At 61.6% G+C, this 20,665-nt stretch carries 20 protein-coding genes and 1 pseudogene; 8 read left to right on the forward strand and 13 right to left on the reverse strand.

Translation table 11 applies throughout. The features are described from left to right. The first annotated feature begins 258 nt into the window (after nucleotides 1-258). Complete coding sequence (locus tag Q3C01_RS34460; protein ID WP_458149719.1) at nucleotides 259-780, forward strand: DUF2867 domain-containing protein; 522 nt, start codon at nucleotides 259-261, stop codon at nucleotides 778-780. A 1,596-nt stretch (nucleotides 781-2,376) separates the two neighbouring features. Here Q3C01_RS34460 and Q3C01_RS34465 read toward each other — a convergent pair. The 4 genes and pseudogenes from Q3C01_RS34465 to traA form a co-directional block, all read right to left on the reverse strand. Beyond that, nucleotides 2,377-3,720, reverse strand: a complete 1,344-nt coding sequence (locus tag Q3C01_RS34465) for an ATP-binding protein (protein ID WP_458149720.1) — start codon at nucleotides 3,718-3,720, stop codon at nucleotides 2,377-2,379. Between the two features lie 136 nt (nucleotides 3,721-3,856). Further along, nucleotides 3,857-4,084 (reverse strand): hypothetical protein, encoded by a 228-nt coding sequence (locus Q3C01_RS34470; protein ID WP_458149721.1) that lies wholly within the window; start codon nucleotides 4,082-4,084, stop codon nucleotides 3,857-3,859. Nucleotides 4,085-4,371: 287 nt separating this feature from the next. After that, nucleotides 4,372-4,587: a helix-turn-helix transcriptional regulator gene (locus Q3C01_RS34475; protein ID WP_458149722.1), complete on the reverse strand. Its 216-nt coding sequence runs from the start codon at nucleotides 4,585-4,587 to the stop codon at nucleotides 4,372-4,374. Between the two features lie 127 nt (nucleotides 4,588-4,714). Beyond that, nucleotides 4,715-7,724, reverse strand: a pseudogene (traA, locus tag Q3C01_RS34480) (Ti-type conjugative transfer relaxase TraA). A 171-nt stretch (nucleotides 7,725-7,895) separates the two neighbouring features. Here traA and Q3C01_RS34485 point away from each other — a divergent pair. Both Q3C01_RS34485 and Q3C01_RS34490 read left to right on the forward strand, forming a co-directional pair. Beyond that, entirely contained in the window at nucleotides 7,896-8,222 is a 327-nt protein-coding gene (locus tag Q3C01_RS34485; protein WP_458149752.1) for a conjugal transfer protein TraD, read from the forward strand. A gap of 1 nt (nucleotide 8,223) precedes the next feature. Further along, the gene (locus Q3C01_RS34490) at nucleotides 8,224-8,457 is read left to right on the forward strand and encodes a conjugal transfer protein TraD (protein ID WP_458149723.1); all 234 of its coding nucleotides are present in this window, start codon (nucleotides 8,224-8,226) and stop codon (nucleotides 8,455-8,457) included. Between the two features lie 554 nt (nucleotides 8,458-9,011). On the opposite strand, the gene Q3C01_RS34495 is transcribed toward Q3C01_RS34490, so the two are convergent. The 6 genes from Q3C01_RS34495 to Q3C01_RS34520 all read right to left on the reverse strand — a co-directional run bounded on the left by Q3C01_RS34495 (nucleotide 9,012) and on the right by Q3C01_RS34520 (nucleotide 13,030). Then, nucleotides 9,012-10,043 carry an IS110 family RNA-guided transposase gene (locus Q3C01_RS34495; protein WP_458149724.1) on the reverse strand — a complete coding sequence of 344 codons (1,032 nt, stop codon included), beginning with the start codon at nucleotides 10,041-10,043 and terminating at the stop codon, nucleotides 9,012-9,014. Between the two features lie 119 nt (nucleotides 10,044-10,162). Then, nucleotides 10,163-10,762, reverse strand: coding sequence for a DMT family transporter (locus tag Q3C01_RS34500; protein WP_458149725.1), 600 nt, complete (start codon nucleotides 10,760-10,762; stop codon nucleotides 10,163-10,165). 44 nt (nucleotides 10,763-10,806) lie between these two features. Then, nucleotides 10,807-11,022, reverse strand: a complete 216-nt coding sequence (locus Q3C01_RS34505) for an EamA family transporter (protein ID WP_458149726.1) — start codon at nucleotides 11,020-11,022, stop codon at nucleotides 10,807-10,809. Nucleotides 11,023-11,091: 69 nt separating this feature from the next. Beyond that, nucleotides 11,092-11,706, reverse strand: a complete 615-nt coding sequence (locus Q3C01_RS34510) for a TetR/AcrR family transcriptional regulator (protein WP_458149727.1) — start codon at nucleotides 11,704-11,706, stop codon at nucleotides 11,092-11,094. Nucleotides 11,707-11,867: 161 nt separating this feature from the next. Continuing rightward, nucleotides 11,868-12,284 carry a nuclear transport factor 2 family protein gene (locus Q3C01_RS34515; protein ID WP_458149728.1) on the reverse strand — a complete coding sequence of 139 codons (417 nt, stop codon included), beginning with the start codon at nucleotides 12,282-12,284 and terminating at the stop codon, nucleotides 11,868-11,870. Nucleotides 12,285-12,319: 35 nt separating this feature from the next. Beyond that, the gene (locus Q3C01_RS34520; RefSeq protein WP_458149729.1) at nucleotides 12,320-13,030 is read right to left on the reverse strand and encodes a DJ-1/PfpI family protein; all 711 of its coding nucleotides are present in this window, start codon (nucleotides 13,028-13,030) and stop codon (nucleotides 12,320-12,322) included. A gap of 55 nt (nucleotides 13,031-13,085) precedes the next feature. On the opposite strand from Q3C01_RS34520, the gene Q3C01_RS34525 reads away from it, so the two are divergent. Next, complete coding sequence (locus Q3C01_RS34525) at nucleotides 13,086-14,081, forward strand: GlxA family transcriptional regulator (protein ID WP_458149730.1); 996 nt, start codon at nucleotides 13,086-13,088, stop codon at nucleotides 14,079-14,081. A gap of 149 nt (nucleotides 14,082-14,230) precedes the next feature. Here Q3C01_RS34525 and Q3C01_RS34530 read toward each other — a convergent pair whose 3' ends face one another. The 3 genes from Q3C01_RS34530 to Q3C01_RS34540 form a co-directional block, all read right to left on the reverse strand. Beyond that, entirely contained in the window at nucleotides 14,231-14,893 is a 663-nt protein-coding gene (locus Q3C01_RS34530) for a DJ-1/PfpI family protein (RefSeq protein ID WP_458149731.1), read from the reverse strand. A 38-nt stretch (nucleotides 14,894-14,931) separates the two neighbouring features. Then, a complete protein-coding gene (locus tag Q3C01_RS34535) occupies nucleotides 14,932-15,927 on the reverse strand; it encodes an NAD(P)H-quinone oxidoreductase (RefSeq protein WP_458149732.1) in 996 nt (331 codons plus the stop codon). A 122-nt stretch (nucleotides 15,928-16,049) separates the two neighbouring features. Next, the gene (locus Q3C01_RS34540) at nucleotides 16,050-17,531 is read right to left on the reverse strand and encodes an MFS transporter (protein WP_458149753.1); all 1,482 of its coding nucleotides are present in this window, start codon (nucleotides 17,529-17,531) and stop codon (nucleotides 16,050-16,052) included. A gap of 184 nt (nucleotides 17,532-17,715) precedes the next feature. Between Q3C01_RS34540 and Q3C01_RS34545 the strand changes: the two genes are divergently transcribed. The 4 genes from Q3C01_RS34545 to Q3C01_RS34560 are packed head-to-tail and all read left to right on the forward strand — an operon-like array spanning nucleotide 17,716 to nucleotide 20,663. Continuing rightward, nucleotides 17,716-18,336, forward strand: a complete 621-nt coding sequence (locus tag Q3C01_RS34545) for an SRPBCC family protein (protein WP_458149733.1) — start codon at nucleotides 17,716-17,718, stop codon at nucleotides 18,334-18,336. Further along, the gene (locus tag Q3C01_RS34550) at nucleotides 18,333-18,719 is read left to right on the forward strand and encodes a Zn-ribbon domain-containing OB-fold protein (RefSeq protein ID WP_458149734.1); all 387 of its coding nucleotides are present in this window, start codon (nucleotides 18,333-18,335) and stop codon (nucleotides 18,717-18,719) included. Before Q3C01_RS34545 ends, Q3C01_RS34550 begins: the two co-directional genes overlap by 4 nt. 11 nt (nucleotides 18,720-18,730) lie before the next feature. After that, a complete protein-coding gene (locus Q3C01_RS34555; RefSeq protein WP_458149735.1) occupies nucleotides 18,731-19,870 on the forward strand; it encodes a thiolase family protein in 1,140 nt (379 codons plus the stop codon). Nucleotide 19,871: 1 nt separating this feature from the next. Next, nucleotides 19,872-20,663 (forward strand): IclR family transcriptional regulator, encoded by a 792-nt coding sequence (locus Q3C01_RS34560; RefSeq protein WP_458149736.1) that lies wholly within the window; start codon nucleotides 19,872-19,874, stop codon nucleotides 20,661-20,663. Nucleotides 20,664-20,665 lie beyond the last annotated feature (2 nt).

Here is a 20,665-nt window from a genome sequence, read left to right on the forward strand (position 1 = left end):
AGATCGGGACTACCGCTCGCACCTGTCCCTGTCGGAAACCTAATCCGGCTGGCGCGTGAGGCCGAATCGCGCGATGCTTCTGTCTTATGAGAGAAGCTTACGAGCCTGGTCTGGTCGGTGCTGGTCTTATTGTTCCGATCGCAGACTCATGCACCGCGGCAAATGTGGACAAGCGGTGGACTACGTTTAGACGTAATCGAGGCTATTATTCCGCCTGCAAACGTCCGCGGTGCAACGTCATATTACTCCGAGACTAGGATGAGTGTCGTCGAGTGCGACGTGCCTTCCGAAAGCGCCCTAGGCAAGACCCTGATCGAACACGCGGATTTTAGTGAGGCATACCGCGCACCACTGCGCCGCCCCGAAGCTGGCGTCGTTGAAATCTTCTTTGCGATCTTTGCCCACCGGCCGGTCTGGATGAACCTGTTACTGATTGCGCGGAACAAGTTTGCAGGCTTCGCTGGCCTTGAGACGCCGACCACCTCGGAAATCCTGAACATCGAACAGAGGGATCGTTATATCGTGGGACAGAAGATTGGCCCTTGGCCAATCTTCTTTCTGGGGCCGGACGAATTGGTTGCGGGACGGGACAACAAGCATATGGATTTCCGGCTGTCGATCATGAAGCTTCGCGATGGCAAAGGCCCATGCGTCGTCGTGTCTACTCTGTGCATGGTTCACAATCGCTTCGGGCGGTACTACCTGTCCTCCATCACTCCTTTCCACAAATTTGGTTTGCGCAAACTGATGGCGAGTGCCCTTGCCGCTGGGCGCCTGTAGAACCCATATCCTGCGACTGGGACACAATTTCACCAAGGTAACGGCCTTGCTGACGTCTGTTCAGTGTCAGGCAAGCGGCTGAAATGCCCGGGCCGATTGGTGAGGTTCGCGACTTCTGTTACGGGTCATTCGCGACTCGGCTGAGCGAGCAGCAAGTCAGGGTATGGTCCGCTATGCCCGGTGGAGTCTACCGTGGGTAGAGCGTCGCAACAACGTCAACGGCTCGCGGGGGCTTAACCGGGGGTCGTCGATATGTGCTGTGGATTTCTTGAGTCAAATCAATCGGGGTAGGCGGTTAAAGCGACCGCCTACTACGAGTCCGCATCATCCTATGTCGTGCCGGCCATTTCGCTATCTGCCGTGACGTCGGGTGTTGGGTGTCGACCGGACGGGGAGTTGCGTCGGGCTCTACCGCTGCTTTTGACCATACAGCCAAGACGCCCTTGGCGGATATGCCGACTCCCTTCCGATTGGTGTCTGCTTCCGTGGGGTAGATGCATTTGGCTGGTCAACAGCCACGACCGCCAACTGACCATAGCCTGAAATTTTCGAACTCAGCCGGCGCCGCTGGCGTTCGAAAATTATTAGCACGCAACAAATTCCCCGCCTCGTGACATAAAACATTTGACGCGCTAAATTTTCTCTGCGTTTAGATCAAGACATTCGTCGCGGGTAAAAGCGCCTGCACTCTTGAGGACCGTAATGCGCAACGCACGCACACACATCGCAAAGACTGCCGCCCACGTCCGGCTGCTTATTCGGCTGGCCGATTGGTCGTGCATGTCCGTGATGAAGTGGGGCCCGAATTTTCAGCTCGAAGTGGGGCTGATCCGCAAAGCAAGAGTATAACTCTCGGCGCAGGGCCGCTCCCTCCGCCGAACTGGCAGGAGGGGAAAATGAACGCCCGCAACGATGTCAAGAGACCATCCGATCAGAGCTTGGACCCGAGGCTTGTGCTGGCAGCGGCTCAACTGCGATTTGCCACGCGGGTTGATCTTCTCGTGGCTTGCTGGCTCGAGCGCTGCGCTACGAATGCCGAGGCCGCACAACGGTTGTTCAAGACCGATCGGAGGCCCACACGTGAGCTCGGGATGGGTGCGAGCCTTGTCGTTTCATCTCCACGATGGGATCCATGACGTTGTGGGGCGGGGATAGCGTAGTGAGGAGGCTACCCGCATGGCAGCCTCCCTCATTCTATTGCAGATCACCAGGGTTGACCTGATCCGTCCTAAACGCAGCGCTCTTCCTCTAACGCGCGGGCTTCAATGTTGACTCTTCACGTACCGGACCTGACCGACTGACCTGACGATTCTGCTTACGCCGCCAAGCAAAGGGCCGCTTGTTCGGGACGTTGCGGCGCTGCATCTTCGACGAAGGCTTGTTTGAATGCGCCTTTCAGCTTCCGGGGAAAGCTAACCAGTTAAGCGCAGGACTATGTTTGGATGGAAATCGCGTCGATGTGCTCTACAACTGGAAGCGCCCCGATCTCGACGGCGATAGACCTCGCGTCTGCCAACGATGCTGCTCGTTGCGCACCCTTGAATTGACCCAATCCTGCGTCCGCCATACTGGTCAATGCCTGCAGCAAAAAACCCTTTACGCCTGCGGAGCGCGCGATCGCGGCTGCTTCAATAAGATGATGCTCGGCCTTGACCGTGACCTGGGATCTTCGGTGGAAGATGGCTCGCGTGGCGGCTTTTCTGCAGATGCTGCCGCAAGATAGATTTGGCCAAGCACGAGATGGGCCCAGGCAACTATCCGCGAGTTTCGCCATTTCGCAAGCCGCGTAGTAGAGGCTTCCAGGTCTGCAATAGCTCCCGCCGGATCACCGGCAAACGCGCGTGCGGCAGCTTCGGGCACTTCAGACACAACCAAAAGACCAAGGAAGCCCACCTCTTTGATAAGACGATTGAATTCTCGCAGCGTGGCAAGGCTCTCGACTGGCTGGCCCGCACTTAACTGAGCAAGTCCACGAGCACATAGGGCGGCTACTCGCTCGGTCGCACCCGCCGAGGCATCATGTGCTTTCTGAGCGAGCTCCAAGGCCGCGCTTCCATTGCCCGCAACTGCGGCGACGAAGCTAGAGCTCATGAACCCCAATGAAAGCGCGGGCGGGTAGCCAGAACTTTCTCCAAGAGCAATGGAGCGATTCGCCCAATCTTGGGCGTCTGCAAGAAATCCCCTCTGCAGAGCGTCCGCAAACAGCGTATAATATGTCAGCGTCTCAAGGTAAGAATCGTTTAAGCGTTTGGCGGCTGCAAGGATCTCGTCGCCCAGCTCGAAATAGCGTGCCTGCGAGCGACCGTCTGGTGTAAGCAGATGGAGCCACATTATATCCCACCGCGCGTAGGCTATGCTTTCGTCCGATTTGATCTGCCTGCCAATCGACAAAGCGCGGGCGAGTATCTGCTCCGCTTGGTCAAACCGCTCACTATTCAGATATGCTTCGCCCATCCAAGCAAGCACGCGCGACAGCTGTCGGCTGGCGCCAAGGCGCTCGAGTGTTGGCAGATGCTTTTGGCCGAGCGGCACCATGCTGACGAAGTCGGATTCCCAGCAGCAGACCAGAAGGCGGTGAACCACGACGTCCGCAACCAATTCGTCGTCAGCGCAGGTGGAATCCCTCTCGATCAAGGCCAGGGCCTGCTCTAGATAAGAAAGCGCTTCCTTCAACGAGAACAGCCGTAAGCTCTTGTCCGCAGCGATCGCGAGATAACGCACGGCCCGATCAGATCTCTTTGTGCGTGTAAAATGGTGGGCGAGCAGATCAGCAATCTCCGGTGTTTTGACGCCAGCCCTCGCCTCCAGGTGCAGCCCAGTTTTCTCGTGTGCTGCGCCGCGCGCACCTGTGAGTAGGGATGCATAGAGGGCATCCTGAACAAGGACGTGCTTGAACGAGTACTCGTCGTCAGACGCTGCACTATCTCTGGCTATCGGCAATAGGATTCCATTTTCCACTAGCGCTGCGAGCAGCGCAGGAACTTTTCCATTTAGCTCCGAAACTTCAGTGACAAGATCGACAGAAAAGCGTCGGCCAATGACTGAGGCGGTTTGGAGTAGCTGGACCGCTTGAGGCTCAAGGCGGTGGACCGGTCGTTCGCATCGATATTGCCAGGTCCGCGTTCTCGTCCGCGCCGCGCGCCAGCCGGTGATGGCTGAGATGGGCCGGAATCTGGCGGCCGCCGCCCGCCGGCCGGGCCTTGGAATCATCGCGCGCGGTGACAACAACGTCGACACCCTCGCCCAGCGGCAGGAGGCCTGCCGGACCGCGGGAGCCGCGGCCGTTGAGATTGACGCCGGTCATTGGTGGATGACCGGCGGCGACCAGAACGCCATCCTGTCTGCGCTCACTGACCTATGGACGCGCGGAGGCTAACGGGAATTGCGGCCCTCGGTGATCTTCCGCAGAGGAGCGAACGGGTTCCGTTCGGAATGGGGCGCCAAGGTCTACGCCGACCTTTGCTCCATCGTTGCCACGGGCCGTCTCGCCAGCACACCGCATTCGCCGCCCCCCGTGACGCTCTGGCAGCCCCCGCGCACGAGCCAACAGCACGTAATCAGGTGGATAGGGGTGAGGGGTGAGTAATTACCTCACCGGACCTCATCGAAGTCGCGTTTCGGACGCCATGAGACTGGATCCGCGATCCAGCGGTTGATGTCGGATTCATGCCAGCCGGTGCCGTTGATGCTGATCGTGATTTGGGACGGGAACGTGCCCTCGGCGATCTTGCGATAAATGGTGGACCGGGACAGCCCGGTCCTGGCGAGCACGGTTTTCAAGCGGACGATACGATCTGGTTCGCGCATGGCCGCGCTGCCTCGTGCTGGTTGGTGCTGACGGCTTCTGAGACCAGACAGGACAGTACTTGCAGGTGGGCAAGAGCACTTTACGCGTCGTCGCACTGTGGCGTAGAGCCGGCAGCAAATAGGATGGTCAAGTTTCGGTGCCACGGCCTCTACCGAGGTCGATGCCGTGGGCGAAGGCCAGTTCGATACCGAGCCTGCGGCCTGAGCCGAACGCGATGCCGAGCTCCGGCTTGCGGTTGGTGAGGATTGATTCCATTTGCGGATCGCGTTCGAGGCTTCTCACCATATCGCCCATCGCCGAGCCCGTGGCCCTATAGCCGGACATGTCGCCCGCCTGATACTGGTGCAGGCGGGTCTGGCCGAGCTCCTGCCAGCGTCCCACAAAGCGGTCAGCGCGGCGGCTCGGATTGATGCGCATTTCGGTCTCGAGCTGGAGGGCGCGGACGGCACGGTTGACCCGGCCCGATCCGGCCTCGTGGGCAAGGTCCGGGTTCTTTTTGTAGGCGGCCTCGGCATCGACCGAGCCGTAGGGCCGCACGTCCTCGAAGACCCGGCGGGCCGCCTGCAATTCCTTTACCTGCTCGGGACTTGCCTTGCCGCCCATCTCCTGCGCCTCGAAGATCGCATCCACAGCGCGGGCATGGCGCACCAGCGCCCGTGTGCGCAGGGGTCGCGCTTCCGCTTCGGGATCTTGCGCCACCTTCGTTTCCGGCGCTTCGGTTTCGCGGCGCTCGGCTCCCGTACCACTCCTTTCCCTTTCCGGTGTTTCCCGCTCCCGCCTCGGTCCGCTATCCGGGCCGGGCGCATCTCCAGGAGAGCGAAGGCCGTCGAACATGGCGCGTACCTTTTCTGGCACGACCTTGCGCACGATCTCGGCAACGCGCTCGCGGAAAGTGATCCCACGCCGCTCGGCGTAGCTCTGTATCGGATCGGCGCGTTCGTAATCCGAGGCCATGTCCTTCGCGCGATCGCGCGACAGGTTGCGGACAAGCCGGTCCTGATTGGCAAAATCGTCGCGGCCATAGTGCAGGTCGACGCTGTTGCGGTGCCGCGACAAGGCGACATAGCTGCCATGGGCATCCAGGCCCGGCGTCGCCAGCACATAAGTGCGGTCCACCGTCATGCCCTGCGCCTTGTGGATGGTCGCGGCATAGCCGTGGTCGATCTTGTTGTAGTCCTTCAAGTCGAACTGCACGGAACAGCCATCGTCGGTCTGCACGGTCATAGATTGGGCGCTGACCTGCTCGACGGTCCCGAGAGTGCCGTTCTTCACGCCAAGCCTGCGCTCGTTCTGCAGGAACATGATGCGGTCACCGCCGGCGAAGTGGCGTGCGCCGCGTTCGACCGCCAGGCGCACGTCATCCCCCAGATCACCGGCAGCCCGCATCCGCTGCCGCGCAGTTTCGTTGAGGGCGCGGACCTCGTCGTTGGTATGGGTAAGGATGATCCGGCTGCGCTCCGGCGCCGCCTGCCGGTCGCGGTCCCAGCGGTCCACCAGATCGCCGCGCGCCTGCTCGCGGGTTTGGGCTTCATGCACCACGCCACGGGAGCGGTAGGCCTCCAGCGCCTTGCCGGCGTTGCCGGTGGCCAGGTCGCGCGTGGCGTCCCTGCCAGTCCTCCCGCTGGCGGCGCACCTCGCCGATTTCCGCCCCGCCATGGCGCTCATGGATCGACCGGAACGCCGCGCCGGCCTCGATGGCTTGTAGCTGCCTGGGATCACCGACCAGCACTACTTTCGCGCCGGCTTCTGCAGCACGGGACAGCACGCGCTCGAGTTGGCGCGTGCCGACCATGCCGGCCTCGTCGATCACCAAAACATCGCGCGCGGTGAGAAGGTCGCGGCCCTGTCCCCAGCCATGCTCCAGGCTGGCGATGGTGCGCGACGCGATGCCCGATCCGCTTTCGAGATTTTCCGCCGCGATGCCGGATAGGGCCACGCCGCGGACCTCGTAGCCCGCTGCTTCCCAGACCTCCCGCGCTACCCCCAACATCGCGCTTTTTCCCGTTCCGGCATGGCCGACCACGACGGCGAGATCGAGCCCGTCCGTGACATGCGCCAGCGCGTTGGCCTGCTCGCCCGAAGGCACAGGGCCGCGCTGTTCGGCACGCGCCAAAGCGGCTTTCCGGTCCGCGTCACGCACCTCGTGACGCTCCCGCTCCGCCATCAGTTCCGCGGCGCGATGCAGCCGTTGTTCCGCGTCGATCATGCCGCGAGTGGTGAAACGATCTTCACCGCGAGCGTCCCTGCCGAGTTCGACCAGATCGGGTGCTCCGCGCATCGCGCCCATGACTTCGTTGAACTGGTCGACCCCGTCGCTGTGCCGGTGCGCAAACTTCGCCATGTCGCGCTGCGTGAAGGTCGATTGCTGATGCGTGATGGCATCCAATGCGACCGAAGGATCGGCGATGATCTGCTCGCCATTGCCGCGCGCGATCTCGCGATGCATCTCGGCGCGGTCGGCCTCGGTCCCTTGGCCCTCGATGCCCCGACCCTCGATGCGTTTGGCGGGCGCACCGATCTGGCTTTGCGGTTCAAGCGCGAGGCCTTGTGCCTCAAGACTGCGGTGATCGATGCGCGCGTCGATGTCGAGTTCGGCAAGCCGATCATTGGCAAGCTCGGCCCAGCGCCTCCGCCAGCGCTCGACCATCTCGGTGCGGTTCCAGTCCCGCACCTTCCGACCAAAGCCGTTCTCGTCCACCGCGCGCATGGTCAGCATGACGTGGGCATGGGGCTTGGGCATGCCGTCTTCGGCCATGTCCCAATGCACATTGAGGTCGGCGATCATGCCTCGATCGACGAATTCGCCCCGAACGAAGTCGCGGGCGAGTTCGATGCCCTGCGCCTCACTCATCTCGCGCGGAAGGGCGAATTCGACTTCGCGGGCAAGCTGAGCATCCTTGCGGACCTCGAAGGCCTCGACATCGTTCCAGAGCCGTTCACGGTCGCTCCATGCCTCCTGCGCATTCTCCGGCAGCAGCACTTCGGAATGAACGACGCCGCGCTCGGCGGAAAAGTCGTGGCTGCGGTTAAGCCGCTCGTCGCGCAGCCGCGAGCCCGAGCGGTAGGCGGCTGACGCCACCGCGCTGGAGCCAGACTTGCGGCCAATAACCTTGATGTGAAGATGATAGATCGCCATCGCGACCAGATCATCTACACAGCGAAGAGCGCGTCGGAACGACGTATAAGCGCGCCCTCCCTCGAAAAATTCTCGGGAGGGACCATCCGGTGCCAGACCGTCCCGACGACTTTACAGCATTCAGCGTGGCGCTGGACTATCATTTCTCCATGAACACCGATGGAGACGATGGTGCGTAAGCCACGCGACTTTGACGCCGAACTTAAAGTACTTGGAGACAAGGCGCGTGACCTCAAGAGCCGAAAGGTGCAGCAGCTTGGCGAACTGGTGATCGCCGTTGGAGCCGACAACCTTAGCGTCAATGAACTGGCGGGCGCGCTGATCGTACTGGCCGAGACGAAGGACGCCGCAAAGAGGGAGGCATGGTCCAAGCGCGGGACCGCTTTCTTTCAAGGCCGGTCGCGCCGATCTGCTCCGGCACCTGAACGTGACGCTGGGGGCGCTCCGTCGCAACCAGGCGGCTCGCGACCGCCATCAGGCGGCAAGGGCGCGGCATGACATGCGCACCTGGCAAGTTGAGCGCCGCAAGCGCACGCGGCATCTCATCGAACTCGGCGGCCTTGTCGTCAAAGCCGGTATCGTCGACCTGACCGGCGATGATCGCGTCACCATTCTCGGTGCGTTGCTCTGGATGGCTGACAAGCTCAAAAGTGATCAGCACGAACATGCGCGGGCGCTTTGGGCCGCAAAGGGGAAGCAGGCGTTCGAGGCGGATGCGGCGACACCCAAGTAGACAGCGCTAACCATTCCAACAGTTCGTCGTTGAATGCGCATCGATGGCAATATCGGTCGAGGCATTTCCGCCAAGGAGGATTTACGATGCAAGCGGTCGGCGGTCTAGACCGGGCTCGGAGCCGCGGCTACCTGGGCGATAACGCCTGAGGCGATCCGAATGCTGAATGCTCAAAATTGAATGAAGCGGGTGCGACTTGCGGCATTGGTCTAAAGCGCTGATTTGAGCCTCAACTGCTGACTTCCGATCCAGTCTTAGCTTCGGGCATGTCGCCGCGCCGTGCACAAACTGTCGAGAAGGGCCATGTGTGGACGGCTCCGGGTTGGCAAGAGTTTTCTTCACGCTGCGGCGGTGGTCGGAGCGGCCATGTGTTCGGCCTGTTGGTGCGGTACTCATGACCGCCGGCCATAATGCCCTCCGCGGATCAGGTCCCGCGCATTCGACGATGCCGTGGCCCATGTGGGTTGTCCTGATCGCCGGATCGACCGGCGCTGCATTACGTGCTGTTCGCTCTCCCAACCGTTACGTCACGCCGAATATCCGGCGCGATTGCTTTACGCCGCGAGTGCGGCGGGCTCCCTGTAGCGCTCACCCCTGGCCATCATGGCCCATGCCATGCGGGCGATCTTGTTCGCGAGCGCGATCGCAGCAACCTTGGTCGGTCGACGCGCCAGCAGCCCCGTAAGCCAGGGCCGATGCCCTGTGCCATGGATCTTGGCATAGCGGATCACGGCGAGCGCGCCAGCCGTGAACAGGCTGCGCAAATAGCGATCGCCTTGTTTGCTGATACTGCCGAGCTTGTCCTTGCCCCCGCTCGAGTTCTGCTTCGGCACGAGCCCGACCCAGGCCGAGAAGTCCCGTCCCGATCGGAAGGCCTTCGGATCAGCAATGCCGGCGACCAGAGCCGTTGCCAGCACCGGACCAACGCCGGGGATCGCGTCAAGCTGCTTGCTCGTCGCATGTGATCGATGCCAGGCGATGATGCGGCGGTCGAACTCCAGGATCTGGGCCTTCAGTGACCGCAATTGACTGCCGAGAGCCGTGACGCAGGCGCGCGCCACCTCCGGGAGCCGCCGGTCGGCTGTATCGGCGACGACTTCCAGCAGTTGCTCGACACCCCGGCGCCCGACCGGGGCGACAATCCCGAACTCGGCAAGATAGGCGCGGATTGAATCGATGACGGCAGTCTGCTGGCGGATGAAGAGATGGCGCGCTCGATGAAGCATCAGACAACTCTGTTGCTCGACCGTCTTGGTCGGCACGAACCGCATGCTGGGTCTCGTTACCGCCTCGCAAATCGCCTCCGCGTCCGTGGTGTCGTTTTTCTGCCGCTTGACGTAGGGCTTCACATAGGCCGGAGGCATCAACCGCACCGCATGCCCCAACGCCTGCAGTTCGCGGGACCAATAATGGGATGACGCGCAAGCCTCGATCCCCACCAGGCACGCCGGCAACTTCTCAAAGAAGGACAGCACGAAACGGCGCTTGAGCTGGCGGCGGATCACCACCTGACCGGCTGCATCGACGCCATGCACTTGAAAGACCGACTTCGCGATATCCAGACCAATCGTCGAGACTAACTGCATAGGCTGCTCCTCCGAATCATGGGAGCCTCAAAACGGCGCCCACTCCTTGGCACTCTCGTGCCCGTGGAGGAGCCGTCCACAGCATCAAACCCGGAGGTCGCCACGACGCTACCTCCGGTTCAAATTGGTCGAGCGCGCGATTTTACCTGTGTCATGGCGACGCCGGAGATTGCGAGCAGCCCACCGACAATTAACTTTGGGGTCATGCGGTCGCCAAGGAACAACACGCTCGAAATCAGGGCGAACACCGGAAGCAGCAGACCGAAGGGGGCGACGCGGCCCATGGAGCAACGGGCGATCAGCCAGAACCAAAGCCCAAACCCAACGATTCCTCCGATAAAAATAGTGTAGGCGAGTGCCAGCCAACCACGTTCATCGGCCGTGACCAGGCTCGCCAGTTGTCCATATTCAAGGAGCAACGACATCAACATGACCTGCGGCACCGTGAGCAGCGACGACCATCCCATCAACATCAGGGGGTCAAAAGGGCCGTAGCGTTTCGTCAAGATGTTGGACACCGCGAATGCGAAAGCTGCCCCGACCACAAGCAACAGCGGAAGCGCGTTTGCCGACAGACCAGGCCCCGCTGCCAAGACGACCACGCCGACGAATGCAAGCACCACTCCAGTGGACGTGGTGAGAGACGGCCTCTCCGCGAGTAGCGGCCAGGCTAGCAGGACGGTGAAGGGCGTGGCGAGTTGATATGCGACGGCCGACATGCTTCCCGAGCCGAGCCCAAGGCCAACATAGAAGAGCCCGAAGTTCAGCCCCCCAGGAAAATCGAAATAGCTGCGATACGTCCGAGCTGTTGACGCGTAGGCCTTTTGACGAACGGAACAAGCAGCAGAGCGATGGCCAGGAAGCGCAGGGCGAGGAAGAAGAGAGGCGGAAACTCCGTAACGCCGACTTTGATGGCCACGAACTGATAACCCCAGAGCAAGGGAACGGTCACCGCGCAAATGATCTGGATTGCAGACATGGTATCCTCCTTTCACGACCGTTCAGTCCAGATATTGGCGCGCCAAAAGCGCGGGCGTCCGTAGGTTGTCTACCTGATGAAGCGGTCAAGAAGCGCGTCAGCGGTGGCTTGCGACGTGATCCGTGCAGGTGCCGTTTTGCCGATCACTCGCAGCCCCTCGACGAAACAGACGAGAATTTTTGCGGCACTTGAAGGCTCAACACCATCGGCCAACTTGCCCGCCGTCTTCGCACGGGAAAGTGCATCCGCCACCCTGGCCTCCATGGCTTTGAAGAAGCTCGCGATACGACGACCAGCTTCAGCATCCTGGCCAGCCAGTTCCATGGCTGTGGCCACCAGCAGGCATCCACGCCGACCATTGGAACCGCTTGTGCGATCAACGTAGCCGGCAAGGTAGGCCCGCAGGCCGTCGACCGGCTCTCTGCGGGGGTCGAGTTCGATATCCATCCGTGCGAGGGCATCGGCAATGTAGCGATCAAGCGCGCGCAAGAATAGCGAGTGCTTGTCACCGAAAGCTGCGTAAAGGCTGCCACGCGAGAGCTTCGTCGCACGAAGAAGGTCCGGGAGCGCCGTGGCGTGATAGCCGCGCGACCAGAACACACCCATCGCGTGTTCGACAGCGGCTTCAACGTCGAAACTTCGGGGGCGGCCACGGGGCAACTGCACTGAGGTTTGGTGGCTCATTGCCGATATATAGACCGATTGGTCGTTAAACTCAAGTGACGACTTTGAGTTGGTGCAAAGCAGACATGTTTGGGTGCAAAGCGTTGTGTACGGTCACAGCTAACCACAACCATGACCGCCTGAGCGCCGGATCTGGACTGATCACTTGGCAGAAGTCAGAATCAAATGGACTGATCGGCGGCGATCAGCATCATCGCCTTGCCCCCCAACTTCGGGGCGAGCTTCTGTTGCACTGCGACCACCGCCGGAAGCGGGCGCCAGGCCACGGTCATGCTGTCGACAAGACCTGCGTCGTTCAAATGCATGTGGTCCATGCCATCGATGACATGGTCATCGAGCCTGATCGTGAAGACGGCGACGAAGTCGCTTCGATCGCGCAGGAGCAGTTTCGGTTCGAAGGCATCGACTGTGCTGAGCAGCGCATCGAGCACCGCGGTCACTTGCTCTTTTCCCTGGAAGGGTGCTGGAACGATCGGGCTGCGGATGACAACATCATCAGCCATATGGGCTTTCGTTCCCTGGACATCGCGCCTGCCCATGGCTTCGAGGTACGCGTCGAGGTGTTCGGTACTGATCATGGGAGTCGTTTCCTGTTTTGCCGGATCGTTCTGGGTTAGCTAGGGACTGCGACGCCAAGGCGGGCAGCGACACGCCGTGCGGTCGCCTCTCGCTGGGTCGTAATGGCCTGCACGGACTGACGCGCCTGTTGCACGATCGCGGGAGGAGCCGTCTCTGGCGTGCCGCTGTTGAAGGGCGGTTCCGGCGCATACGCCATGTGGAGCTGGATCGCCTGCGCGACGTCGTCTCCGCGTAATTCCGCGGCGAGCCGCAGTGCTCCGTCGATTCCCGCCGTAACCCCGGCAGCAAAGACGTAGCTTCCATCCACGACGACACGTTCGTTGACGGGAATTGCACCGAACAACGGCAGCAGGTGAAACGAGGCCCAATGCGTGGTTGCCCTGCGTCCTTTCAACAGGCCAGCCGCTCCACACAGCAACGCGCCGGTACACACCGAAAAAATGCCGCACGCTCCTGCCGCCTGCTGACGTACCCACCCAAGTACTTCCGCGTCCTCCATTAGGGCTTCCTGACCAAATCCGCCCGGAACATGCAGGACGTCGAGCGGCGGCGCGTCAGCCAAGCTGGCGTCGGGCGTCAGTCGCAGTCCCCTGATGTCGCGAACTGGGCCGGCCCGCTTTCCGTAGATGCGATAAGTCGAATTGGGAATCCGCGACAGAACTTCGAAGGGTCCGGTCAAATCGATTTGGTCGATTCCCTCGAACAGCAGCGAGCCGATTTGCAGGTGAACATCGTGACGGATCATCTGAGTCTTCCTTTGCGCTATGGACAAAGGAACGATAGGGCACCATCTCTTGCCAATGACGCCAAAAGCCCCTCGCTTTCCGCCAAACAGCAGCCGCATTGTCGAAGTGCTGGCCTATCCGTCGGTCAAGCTGCTCGACGTCACTGGGCCAATCCAGGTGTTTGCAACCGCCAACGATTACATGGCCAAATCCGGCGAAGCGATGCCCTATGCGATCCGCGTTGTGGCGCAAGGCGGCGAACGAATAGAGGCGTCGGCCGGAGTGGAACTTGCGGTGCATCCGCTTTCATCCGTCGATGCTGACCTGGACACGCTGCTGATTGCGGGCGGTCCTGGCGTTGACGCTGCAGCGGCGGATCCCGCGTTGGTCGATTGGGTCCGCCAACGCGCCAGGCAGTCGCGTCGCACCGCATCGGTCTGTACCGGAGCTATTCTGCTCGCTGCATCAGGCATGCTTGACGGCCGGCGCGCAGTCACTCATTGGGCATTTTGTGCAGAACTTGCCCGACGTTTTCCGGCCGTCCGCGTCGAGCCTGACCCAATTTTCGTGCAAGACGGCACGGTCTGGACTTCGGCTGGAATCACCGCCGGCATCGACCTGGCCCTGGCATTGGTGGAGGAGGACCTCGGCCGGACGGCGGCGCTTGCGGTGGCTCGTTATCTGGTCGTCTTCCTCAAGCGACCCGGGGGGCAAGCGCAATTCAGCGAATTTCTGTCCCTTCAGGCTGCCGACGACAAGTTCGGGGCGCTTCATGACTGGATTAGCAACCATTTGGGCGGCGACCTTTCTCTTCCGGTTCTCTCCGGACGGGCGGGCATGAGCGAGCGCAGCTTCAGCCGGCACTATGCAGAGGCAACCGGGCAAACACCGGCGCGTGCTATTGAACGGCTGAGGGTGCAAGGAGCCCGGCATTTGCTCACGGAAACACGTCTGCCGGTCAAGCGCATTTCCCAGCGTTGCGGCTTTGGCTCGGAAGAGACGATGCGCCGCAGTTTCCTGCGACTGCTGGACACTACGCCGCAAGATTACAGGGCTAGATTCAGCCGATGATCCGGGCTCAGCGGGTGCTCACATCGTCAGTGCTGTTGTGGTCAAAGCGGCACGACGGCCTTGCGGCCGCCGCGCACCCTTAAGGAGGAAGCCACGACCTAGCGCTTACATGCATGTTGCTTACAACGCCGCCGGGTTCGGACGCAGGGTCAAAACTGCCGCGGAATGGTTGCGAGAATCTCCTCGCCGCGCTTCTCGAAGTCGACGATTTTCGCCTTCATTTCGTCGCTGGCCTCATCGACCGTCTTTGGCCCGAAGGGCGGATCGGGATAGTACTCGATTCCGAGCTGAATTCTTTCCGCGACCGTTTGACCGGCGATCTCGCGCGTCAGAAACAATCCCGTGTCAGCGCTCGCAGAAACACCGGCTCCAGTGATGATCTTCCCATCGCGGTGATACCGAGTTTTCTGCACCTTGCCGCCAAGCTTCGCCACTCGGTCACGTGCGAAGTAGTTGGTCGTCACTTCGACGCCATTGAGGATACCCGCGGTAGCGAGGATCTCGACGCCGTTGCAGATGCCTACAGTCCAAGTCGTCGTTTCATGCGATTTGCGGATGAAATCGAGGATTTGCGGGTCGCGTTGCGCGGCGTAAACGCCAAAGCCCCCCGGCACGTATAGGATGTCAGTGCCTTTTGCGTCTTCGAGCGTCTTCCAGGCATAGAGACCCAGAGCGCGCGTGTCGGCCGCGTATATACCAACTTCCTTCGCAACGAATTCCGTCTGCATGTTGGGGATACGGGCGAGTGATTCATAGCCCCCGACGATGTCCAGCGTCGTGAAACCGTCGTACAAGAGAATAGACATACGCATCGGTGCAGTCTCCGTTTATTGAAAGCAAGAGCACTCTGTCAGTCGGGTCTTATGGAGAGCATGATTTTGCCAATATGCCTTCCCTGTTCCAGGTGGCGGTGGGCTTCGACGGCCCGATCCAGCGTAAACCAACAATCGATGTGGGGCCGTACCTTCTTTCCGAGCAGCGGCCATGCCGCGTCGCGAAGACGGTTGGCGATGGCAATTTTACGATCCATGGGAAGAACACGGAGTAGAGCGCCTGTTAGACGAATACGGCTGGCCATGAGCGCTCGAAGGGGCAGCTTCGGCATTGCTCCTCCGCCTGCCGAAAGGAAGGCAAGGCGCCCATCAGTGGCGAGCGTCGCCAGATCCTGATCGATGTGCGCGCCACCGGACATGTCAAGAATGCAGTTGACACCGCGTCTGGCGGTCGCGTTGAGAACTCTCTCCTTCAACTCCGGGTCGTCATAGCGAAAACAACCGTTAGCGCCGAAGCGCATTGCGGCCTGGCACTTTTCATCGCTGCCTGCTGTTGCGTAGACGTCATGTCCCATCGCCTTGAGAAGCTGAATTCCTATGGATCCGACGCCGCTGGTTCCTCCGTGGATGAGGACGTTCTCTCCCTGCGACAGGTGCATCAGTTCAAAAAAGTTCAGCCAAATCGTAAACAGTCCTTCGGGCAAAGCGGCAGACGAAAGCCAATCCAGTTTGTCCAGCCGCGGAAGCGCGAGAGTCGCGGGGGCCGTGACGTACTCGGCGTAGCCCCCTCCATCTGTGAGCGCGACCACCTCCTCACCTAGACGGCTCGTTGAGACATCCGCTCCACAAGCGATGACGCGGCCCGATACCTCAAGGCCGGGGATTGGATTCGTGCCGTGCAGGGGGCCGGCCCTGCGCTGGTTACAATCGTGCCGGTTGACGCCGGCAGCGACGATTTCGATGAGAACCTCATCGGCCCGCGGGCGTGGTACTGCAATCTCCCGCAATACCAGTGCTTCGGGACCGCCCGCAAACGCGATTTCGATAGCACGTTGCCTGGTCGGGAGGGTCATGGCGGATCTCCAATTGCTCTTTCAAGGGTTGTCATCGCAAGGCCGGAAGCTCATGTGGCGCAGGTGATTTGACAGCGCGGTAGCCTTGCGGGTTCGCGCGGATCACGCCGGCAGATCGATGCCTAGTCTTCCAAATTGCGTCCCCTCGTCTCGGGGCCGAACCAGATCGCCAGAGCCCCGACCGCGTAGGCCGCTGTTACCGCCATCGCCGCTTTCGACAGTGAGCCTAGCGCGCTGACCATGAATCCCGCCACAAGTGGGCCTGCGGCGGTGAAAGTCCTTGCCAGATTCCAGCAGAAGCCTTGTCCGGTCGCGCGGATTCGTGTGGGAAAGAGTTCAGGAAGGTAGGCGGCGAAGGCGCCAAAACCGCCGATCGCGAAGAAACCGTAGAGGGCGACAAGCCAGAGAAGGCTGGTCAGATTTGTGACCCGGCTGAACAGCAGCAGCGCGGAGAGGATGGCTCCGAGCGCCATGATGAAATAGGACCAGCGCCGACCCGCCGCCGCGGACAGCCACATCAAGGCAATGTAGCCGCCGACTGCTCCGATGTTCATGGCGATGAACATCACGCTTGTGATTTTCACCTGCGACAGGTCCTGCACGGGAAACAGTTGGTGGACCCAGAGCGGCAGAAGGGTCGTGACACCCCAACTTCCGATCATCATCGCCGCCGAGACCGTCGCACCTACTACCACTCGCCTTCGCAGTCCCGGCGCGAAGATGCCGGCGAACGTGGTCCAGGCGCTACCATCTGTTTGCCGGCGTGCTTCCAACCAGCGCTCCGGCTCGGGCACGTAGCGGCGAATGAAGAGGGTGAACGCTGCGGGCAGCGCGCCGATCGCGAGTACCCATCGCCATCCGAACGGCCCCACCAGAAGACCCGTCGCCGCCGCCAGCAAAAAACCTCCGGCAAACGACATCTGCATGATCTGCATGAAGCGTGGACGCGATGTTTCCGGTGCGGTCTCGGCAACCAACGCTGCGCCGGCTGCCCATTCGCCTCCGATGCCGATGCCCGCGAGCGCCTGAAGGATGGCGAGTTGCCACCACGTCTGGGCGACGGCACTAAGCCCCGTGAAGCCCGAATAGATCAGCACTGTCACCATCATCGTTCTGCTGCGGCCGATACGATCGGCGACCACGCCGAAGATGATGCCACCGAGACCCCAAGCCAGCAGCTTCGCCGAAGAGACGATTCCCGCAAGGTAGGCCACGCCGGCGGGGTCGGTCGAACCTGTCAGGCTGCCGATGCAGGGAAACAGGATCACTGTGAACAGCTGAAGGTCGAAGGCGTCGAACATCCAGCCGAGGCATGCGGACAGCAATGCCAATCGGCTGCTTGCTGACTTCGGCGCCACGCGTGTCGGCGCTTTCGACTCGTGAACCGCTGCATCCATGCGGACTTTCCTCCAAAGCAATTCCATTAGGTGGAAGTTGCCCTCCATTTTTGGATAAACTTGTTCGTACGGAAGGAAGTGGTCAACCTGATATCCCTCCAAATTCAGCTGTGCGGAACAAGCAGATAACAGGATTCCGATCAGCGGAATTTGTCTCCAGTTAATTTGACTTTGCGGTCCACGGCGCGCCGAATGCGCCCAACGCATCAAGTCGCAAATGTCAGCGGGGAGGATCGACCGTGAACGGATTGGCAGAGAAGCAAAGCTTCGGGATCGAGCCTGCCGGTGCGCGTCGCCGACGGAACGAAGCCGGGCTGGCAAGCTCTCTGCTGCCCATCAACAGTCGGCCGCGCCGCGCCATGTTCGGCCCTTGCTTCGGAGGCGCATCCCGATGCTGATCGAAAACGAATTCGTGGTGGGGCTTCCTCCCGAGAAAGCGTTCGAGTCGTTGTTCGACGTCCAACTTGTCGCGAGTTGTGTGCCGGGCGCCGAACTCGTTGAAAGCATCTCGCCGACCCAGCACAGGGGCAGAGTCGCCGTCCGCCTTGGCCCCGTGAGCATGCGCTTCGCTGGTGTCGTCTCGATCGTCGAGCGGGATCCGGCCGCCCTGACCGGCCGCATCCAGGCCAAGGGGGCGGACGAAAAGGGGCGCGGATCCGCGCAATCCACGACGGAATTCAAGGTCGAGCCGGTCGCCGGTGGATCGCGCGTTCTTACCAAGACGGAGCTGAGCCTTTCCGGCCTTGCAGCCCAGTATGGCAGGGCCTCCGGGGTCGTGCGTGCGCTGGCCAACGAACTTGTCGCCGCGTTCGCAGGCAATCTGCGGGCTCGCCTGGATGCGCCAGAGACGGTGTCGCCGGACGGCGAACCTGGCAGCGTAGGGCCCGGTCACGGCGCAGCCGCGCCCGCTTTCTCGCTCTTTGGCCTTCTCTGGTCGGCGGTGAAACGCCGTATGCGTCGCGCCGACATCAGCATTGCAAAGCAGTCTCGACAGATAGGAGTGAGAAGATGACCGACTGGGCCATCGAAGGATCGATCGCGGAACGGGATGGGCAGTGGAAGCTCATCGGAGGCCGCTGTCTCGATTGTGGGGCGCTCGCCTTTCCGCGGCCGAAGGTGTGCGCCGGTTGTTGGAACGAGATGATCGAGCCCGCCGAACTGTCGACTGTCGGCGAACTCTATACCTACACGGTTGTTCATATCGGCCGCCCGGGCTGGCGCGCGCCTTACGCCATCGGTTACGTCGATCTGCCGGAGGGGCTGCGCATCTGCGCGCCGATTGATCGCAACGAGAACGAGCTTCGCGTTGGAGCGAAGGTCAGGCTCGCCGCCGGCGAGCTACGACGAAATCAACAAGGTGAGGCGGCCTTCAGTCACCGCTTCGAAATCGTCTGAGGAGTAAGGACATGGCGCGCGCTGCGATTGTCGGGGCTGCGATGAGCCCCTTCGGCAAACGTCCGGAGGTCAACCTGTGGGATCTCGGGTGGCCCGTCGTCAAGGCGGCGATGCGTGACGCAGGTCTCGACCGCGAGGCGGTCAACGCGGTCTACGCGGGCTCCGCGTTCTCCGATCGGCTGGTTGGCCAGCGCATTGTTCGATCCCTCGGCATGCTCGGCATTCCGGTCGTCAACTGCGAGAATGCCTGTTCCAGCGGAGGCACCGCCTTCAGGGAGGCGGTGCGTGCGGTCGAGGATGGGCATCACGACGTGGTGCTGGTCATCGGCATTGACAAGCTCACCGCGCTTGGCGGCGGCGTCCTGCCGGGGCAGGCGGAGGATTGGGAAGTCGCGGTGGGCCTGACGATGCCGGCGCTCTATGCGATGCGTGCGCGCCGCTACATGCACGAATACGGCGTGAGCGCGGAGCGGCTGTCCGCTGTTCCCGTCAAAGCCCACCGGCACGGCGCGCTCAATCCCTATGCGCAATTTCGCAACGAGGTTACGGTCGACGAAGTGCTGGCCGCCCGGCAGGTCGCCGATCCCTTCACAGTCTTCCACTGCTGCCCAACCGGCGACGGGGCCGCTGCGGTAGTCGTCGCGTCGGAAGCCTACGTCAAACGACACGGCTGTCGTCCAGTGTGGGTCGTGGCGACGGAGCTCAACTCTGGCAAGTTCCTCACCGGTTTTCGCGACATGACCTTGCCGGAGATCACCGCCAGGGGCGCGGTGCAGATCTACGAGGAAGCGGGGCTTGGCCCGGACGACATCGACGTCGCGGAGGTGCATGACGCGTTCTCGGTCGCCGAACTGTTCTACTACGAAGCGCTCGGGTTCTGCGGACGCGGCGAGGGCATTGGGTTGCTGGAAACCGGCGCCACGTCCATCGGCGGGCGCATTCCCATCAATCCGTCCGGAGGGCTGCTCTGCAAGGGACATCCCGTGGGAGCGACCGGCGTGGCCCAGCTCGTCGAGATCACGTGGCAACTGCGCGGCGAAGCCGGTGCACGTCAGGTCGAGGACGCTCGCACCGGCCTGACGCACTGTACTGGTGGTGGCATCGCCGGACTGGATCACGGTGCCTGCACCATCAACATCCTTGCGAGATGACATGGCAAATCAAGGCCTCACCAGAGCGCTCTACATCCTTGATCAGCTCGCGCGGGCTGGTGGCGACCTCAGCTTGGTTGAACTTGCCGAACTCACCCGGATTTCGGAAACCACTTTGCAGCGCGCGATCCAGCTTCTGGTCGACGAAGGCTACGTGCTGAAGGATGCCTCCCGGCAACGGTTGCAGATCGGTGCAAGGTCGCTCGAACTGGCGAACGCGATCATCACCAACGTGCCGTTCGCCCCGATCGTTCGCACGATCCTTCGCGAGACCGCAAATCTTACCGGCGAAACCGTGGCGCTGTACCGCTACTTGCAGGATCGCGGCCAGGCCGCAGCCGTGGCCTATCACGAGAGCGATCGCGAGTTGCAATATGAGGTCAGCGTCGGAGAGGTGAAGCCGCTGCATGCCGGAGCGTCGGGCAAGGCGATCCTTGCTTTTCTCGAGCCTGAGGCCCGAGTGGACATCCTAGCCCGGCACGGGCTCACGGCCCTGACCGACCGGACGATGACGGATCCGGCGATCCTGGAGCGCGAGCTCGACGGCATCAGGAAAGCCGGGTTTGCGATCTCGCGCGGCGAATATCTCGCCGGTGCCGTCGGTATCGCGGCTCCGGTCAGATCACGCCATGGCGACGTATATGGCTCGCTCGTCATCACGGTGCCCGAGCCGGCATTCGAGAATTCTCGCCTGACCATGCTCTCGGGGCACGTCATGGCCGCTGCGGCGAAATTCTCCCGATGCCTTGGCTACGTCGATTCTCCCAGAAGCACAATCATGGCGGCGGAATAGCA

This window comes from Bradyrhizobium sp. UFLA05-109 (assembly GCF_054185165.1).

Bases quoted from the DNA above. Each gene is read 5' to 3' on its own strand.
- Q3C01_RS34460 (WP_458149719.1), top strand. From the start codon at position 259: ATGAGTGTCGTCGAGTGCGACGTGCCTTCCGAAAGCGCCCTAGGCAAG.
- Q3C01_RS34470 (WP_458149721.1), bottom strand. From the start codon at position 4,084: ATGACCGGCGTCAATCTCAACGGCCGCGGCTCCCGCGGTCCGGCAGGC.
- Q3C01_RS34475 (WP_458149722.1), bottom strand. From the start codon at position 4,587: ATGCGCGAACCAGATCGTATCGTCCGCTTGAAAACCGTGCTCGCCAGG.
- Q3C01_RS34490 (WP_458149723.1), top strand. From the start codon at position 8,224: ATGCGCACCTGGCAAGTTGAGCGCCGCAAGCGCACGCGGCATCTCATC.
- Q3C01_RS34495 (WP_458149724.1), bottom strand. From the start codon at position 10,043: ATGCAGTTAGTCTCGACGATTGGTCTGGATATCGCGAAGTCGGTCTTT.
- Q3C01_RS34500 (WP_458149725.1), bottom strand. From the start codon at position 10,762: ATGTCGGCCGTCGCATATCAACTCGCCACGCCCTTCACCGTCCTGCTA.
- Q3C01_RS34505 (WP_458149726.1), bottom strand. From the start codon at position 11,022: ATGTCTGCAATCCAGATCATTTGCGCGGTGACCGTTCCCTTGCTCTGG.
- Q3C01_RS34510 (WP_458149727.1), bottom strand. From the start codon at position 11,706: ATGAGCCACCAAACCTCAGTGCAGTTGCCCCGTGGCCGCCCCCGAAGT.
- Q3C01_RS34515 (WP_458149728.1), bottom strand. From the start codon at position 12,284: ATGATCAGTACCGAACACCTCGACGCGTACCTCGAAGCCATGGGCAGG.
- Q3C01_RS34520 (WP_458149729.1), bottom strand. From the start codon at position 13,030: ATGATCCGTCACGATGTTCACCTGCAAATCGGCTCGCTGCTGTTCGAG.
- Q3C01_RS34525 (WP_458149730.1), top strand. From the start codon at position 13,086: ATGACGCCAAAAGCCCCTCGCTTTCCGCCAAACAGCAGCCGCATTGTC.
- Q3C01_RS34530 (WP_458149731.1), bottom strand. From the start codon at position 14,893: ATGCGTATGTCTATTCTCTTGTACGACGGTTTCACGACGCTGGACATC.
- Q3C01_RS34535 (WP_458149732.1), bottom strand. From the start codon at position 15,927: ATGACCCTCCCGACCAGGCAACGTGCTATCGAAATCGCGTTTGCGGGC.
- Q3C01_RS34540 (WP_458149753.1), bottom strand. From the start codon at position 17,531: ATGCGTTGGGCGCATTCGGCGCGCCGTGGACCGCAAAGTCAAATTAAC.
- Q3C01_RS34545 (WP_458149733.1), top strand. From the start codon at position 17,716: ATGCTGATCGAAAACGAATTCGTGGTGGGGCTTCCTCCCGAGAAAGCG.
- Q3C01_RS34550 (WP_458149734.1), top strand. From the start codon at position 18,333: ATGACCGACTGGGCCATCGAAGGATCGATCGCGGAACGGGATGGGCAG.
- Q3C01_RS34555 (WP_458149735.1), top strand. From the start codon at position 18,731: ATGGCGCGCGCTGCGATTGTCGGGGCTGCGATGAGCCCCTTCGGCAAA.
- Q3C01_RS34560 (WP_458149736.1), top strand. From the start codon at position 19,872: ATGGCAAATCAAGGCCTCACCAGAGCGCTCTACATCCTTGATCAGCTC.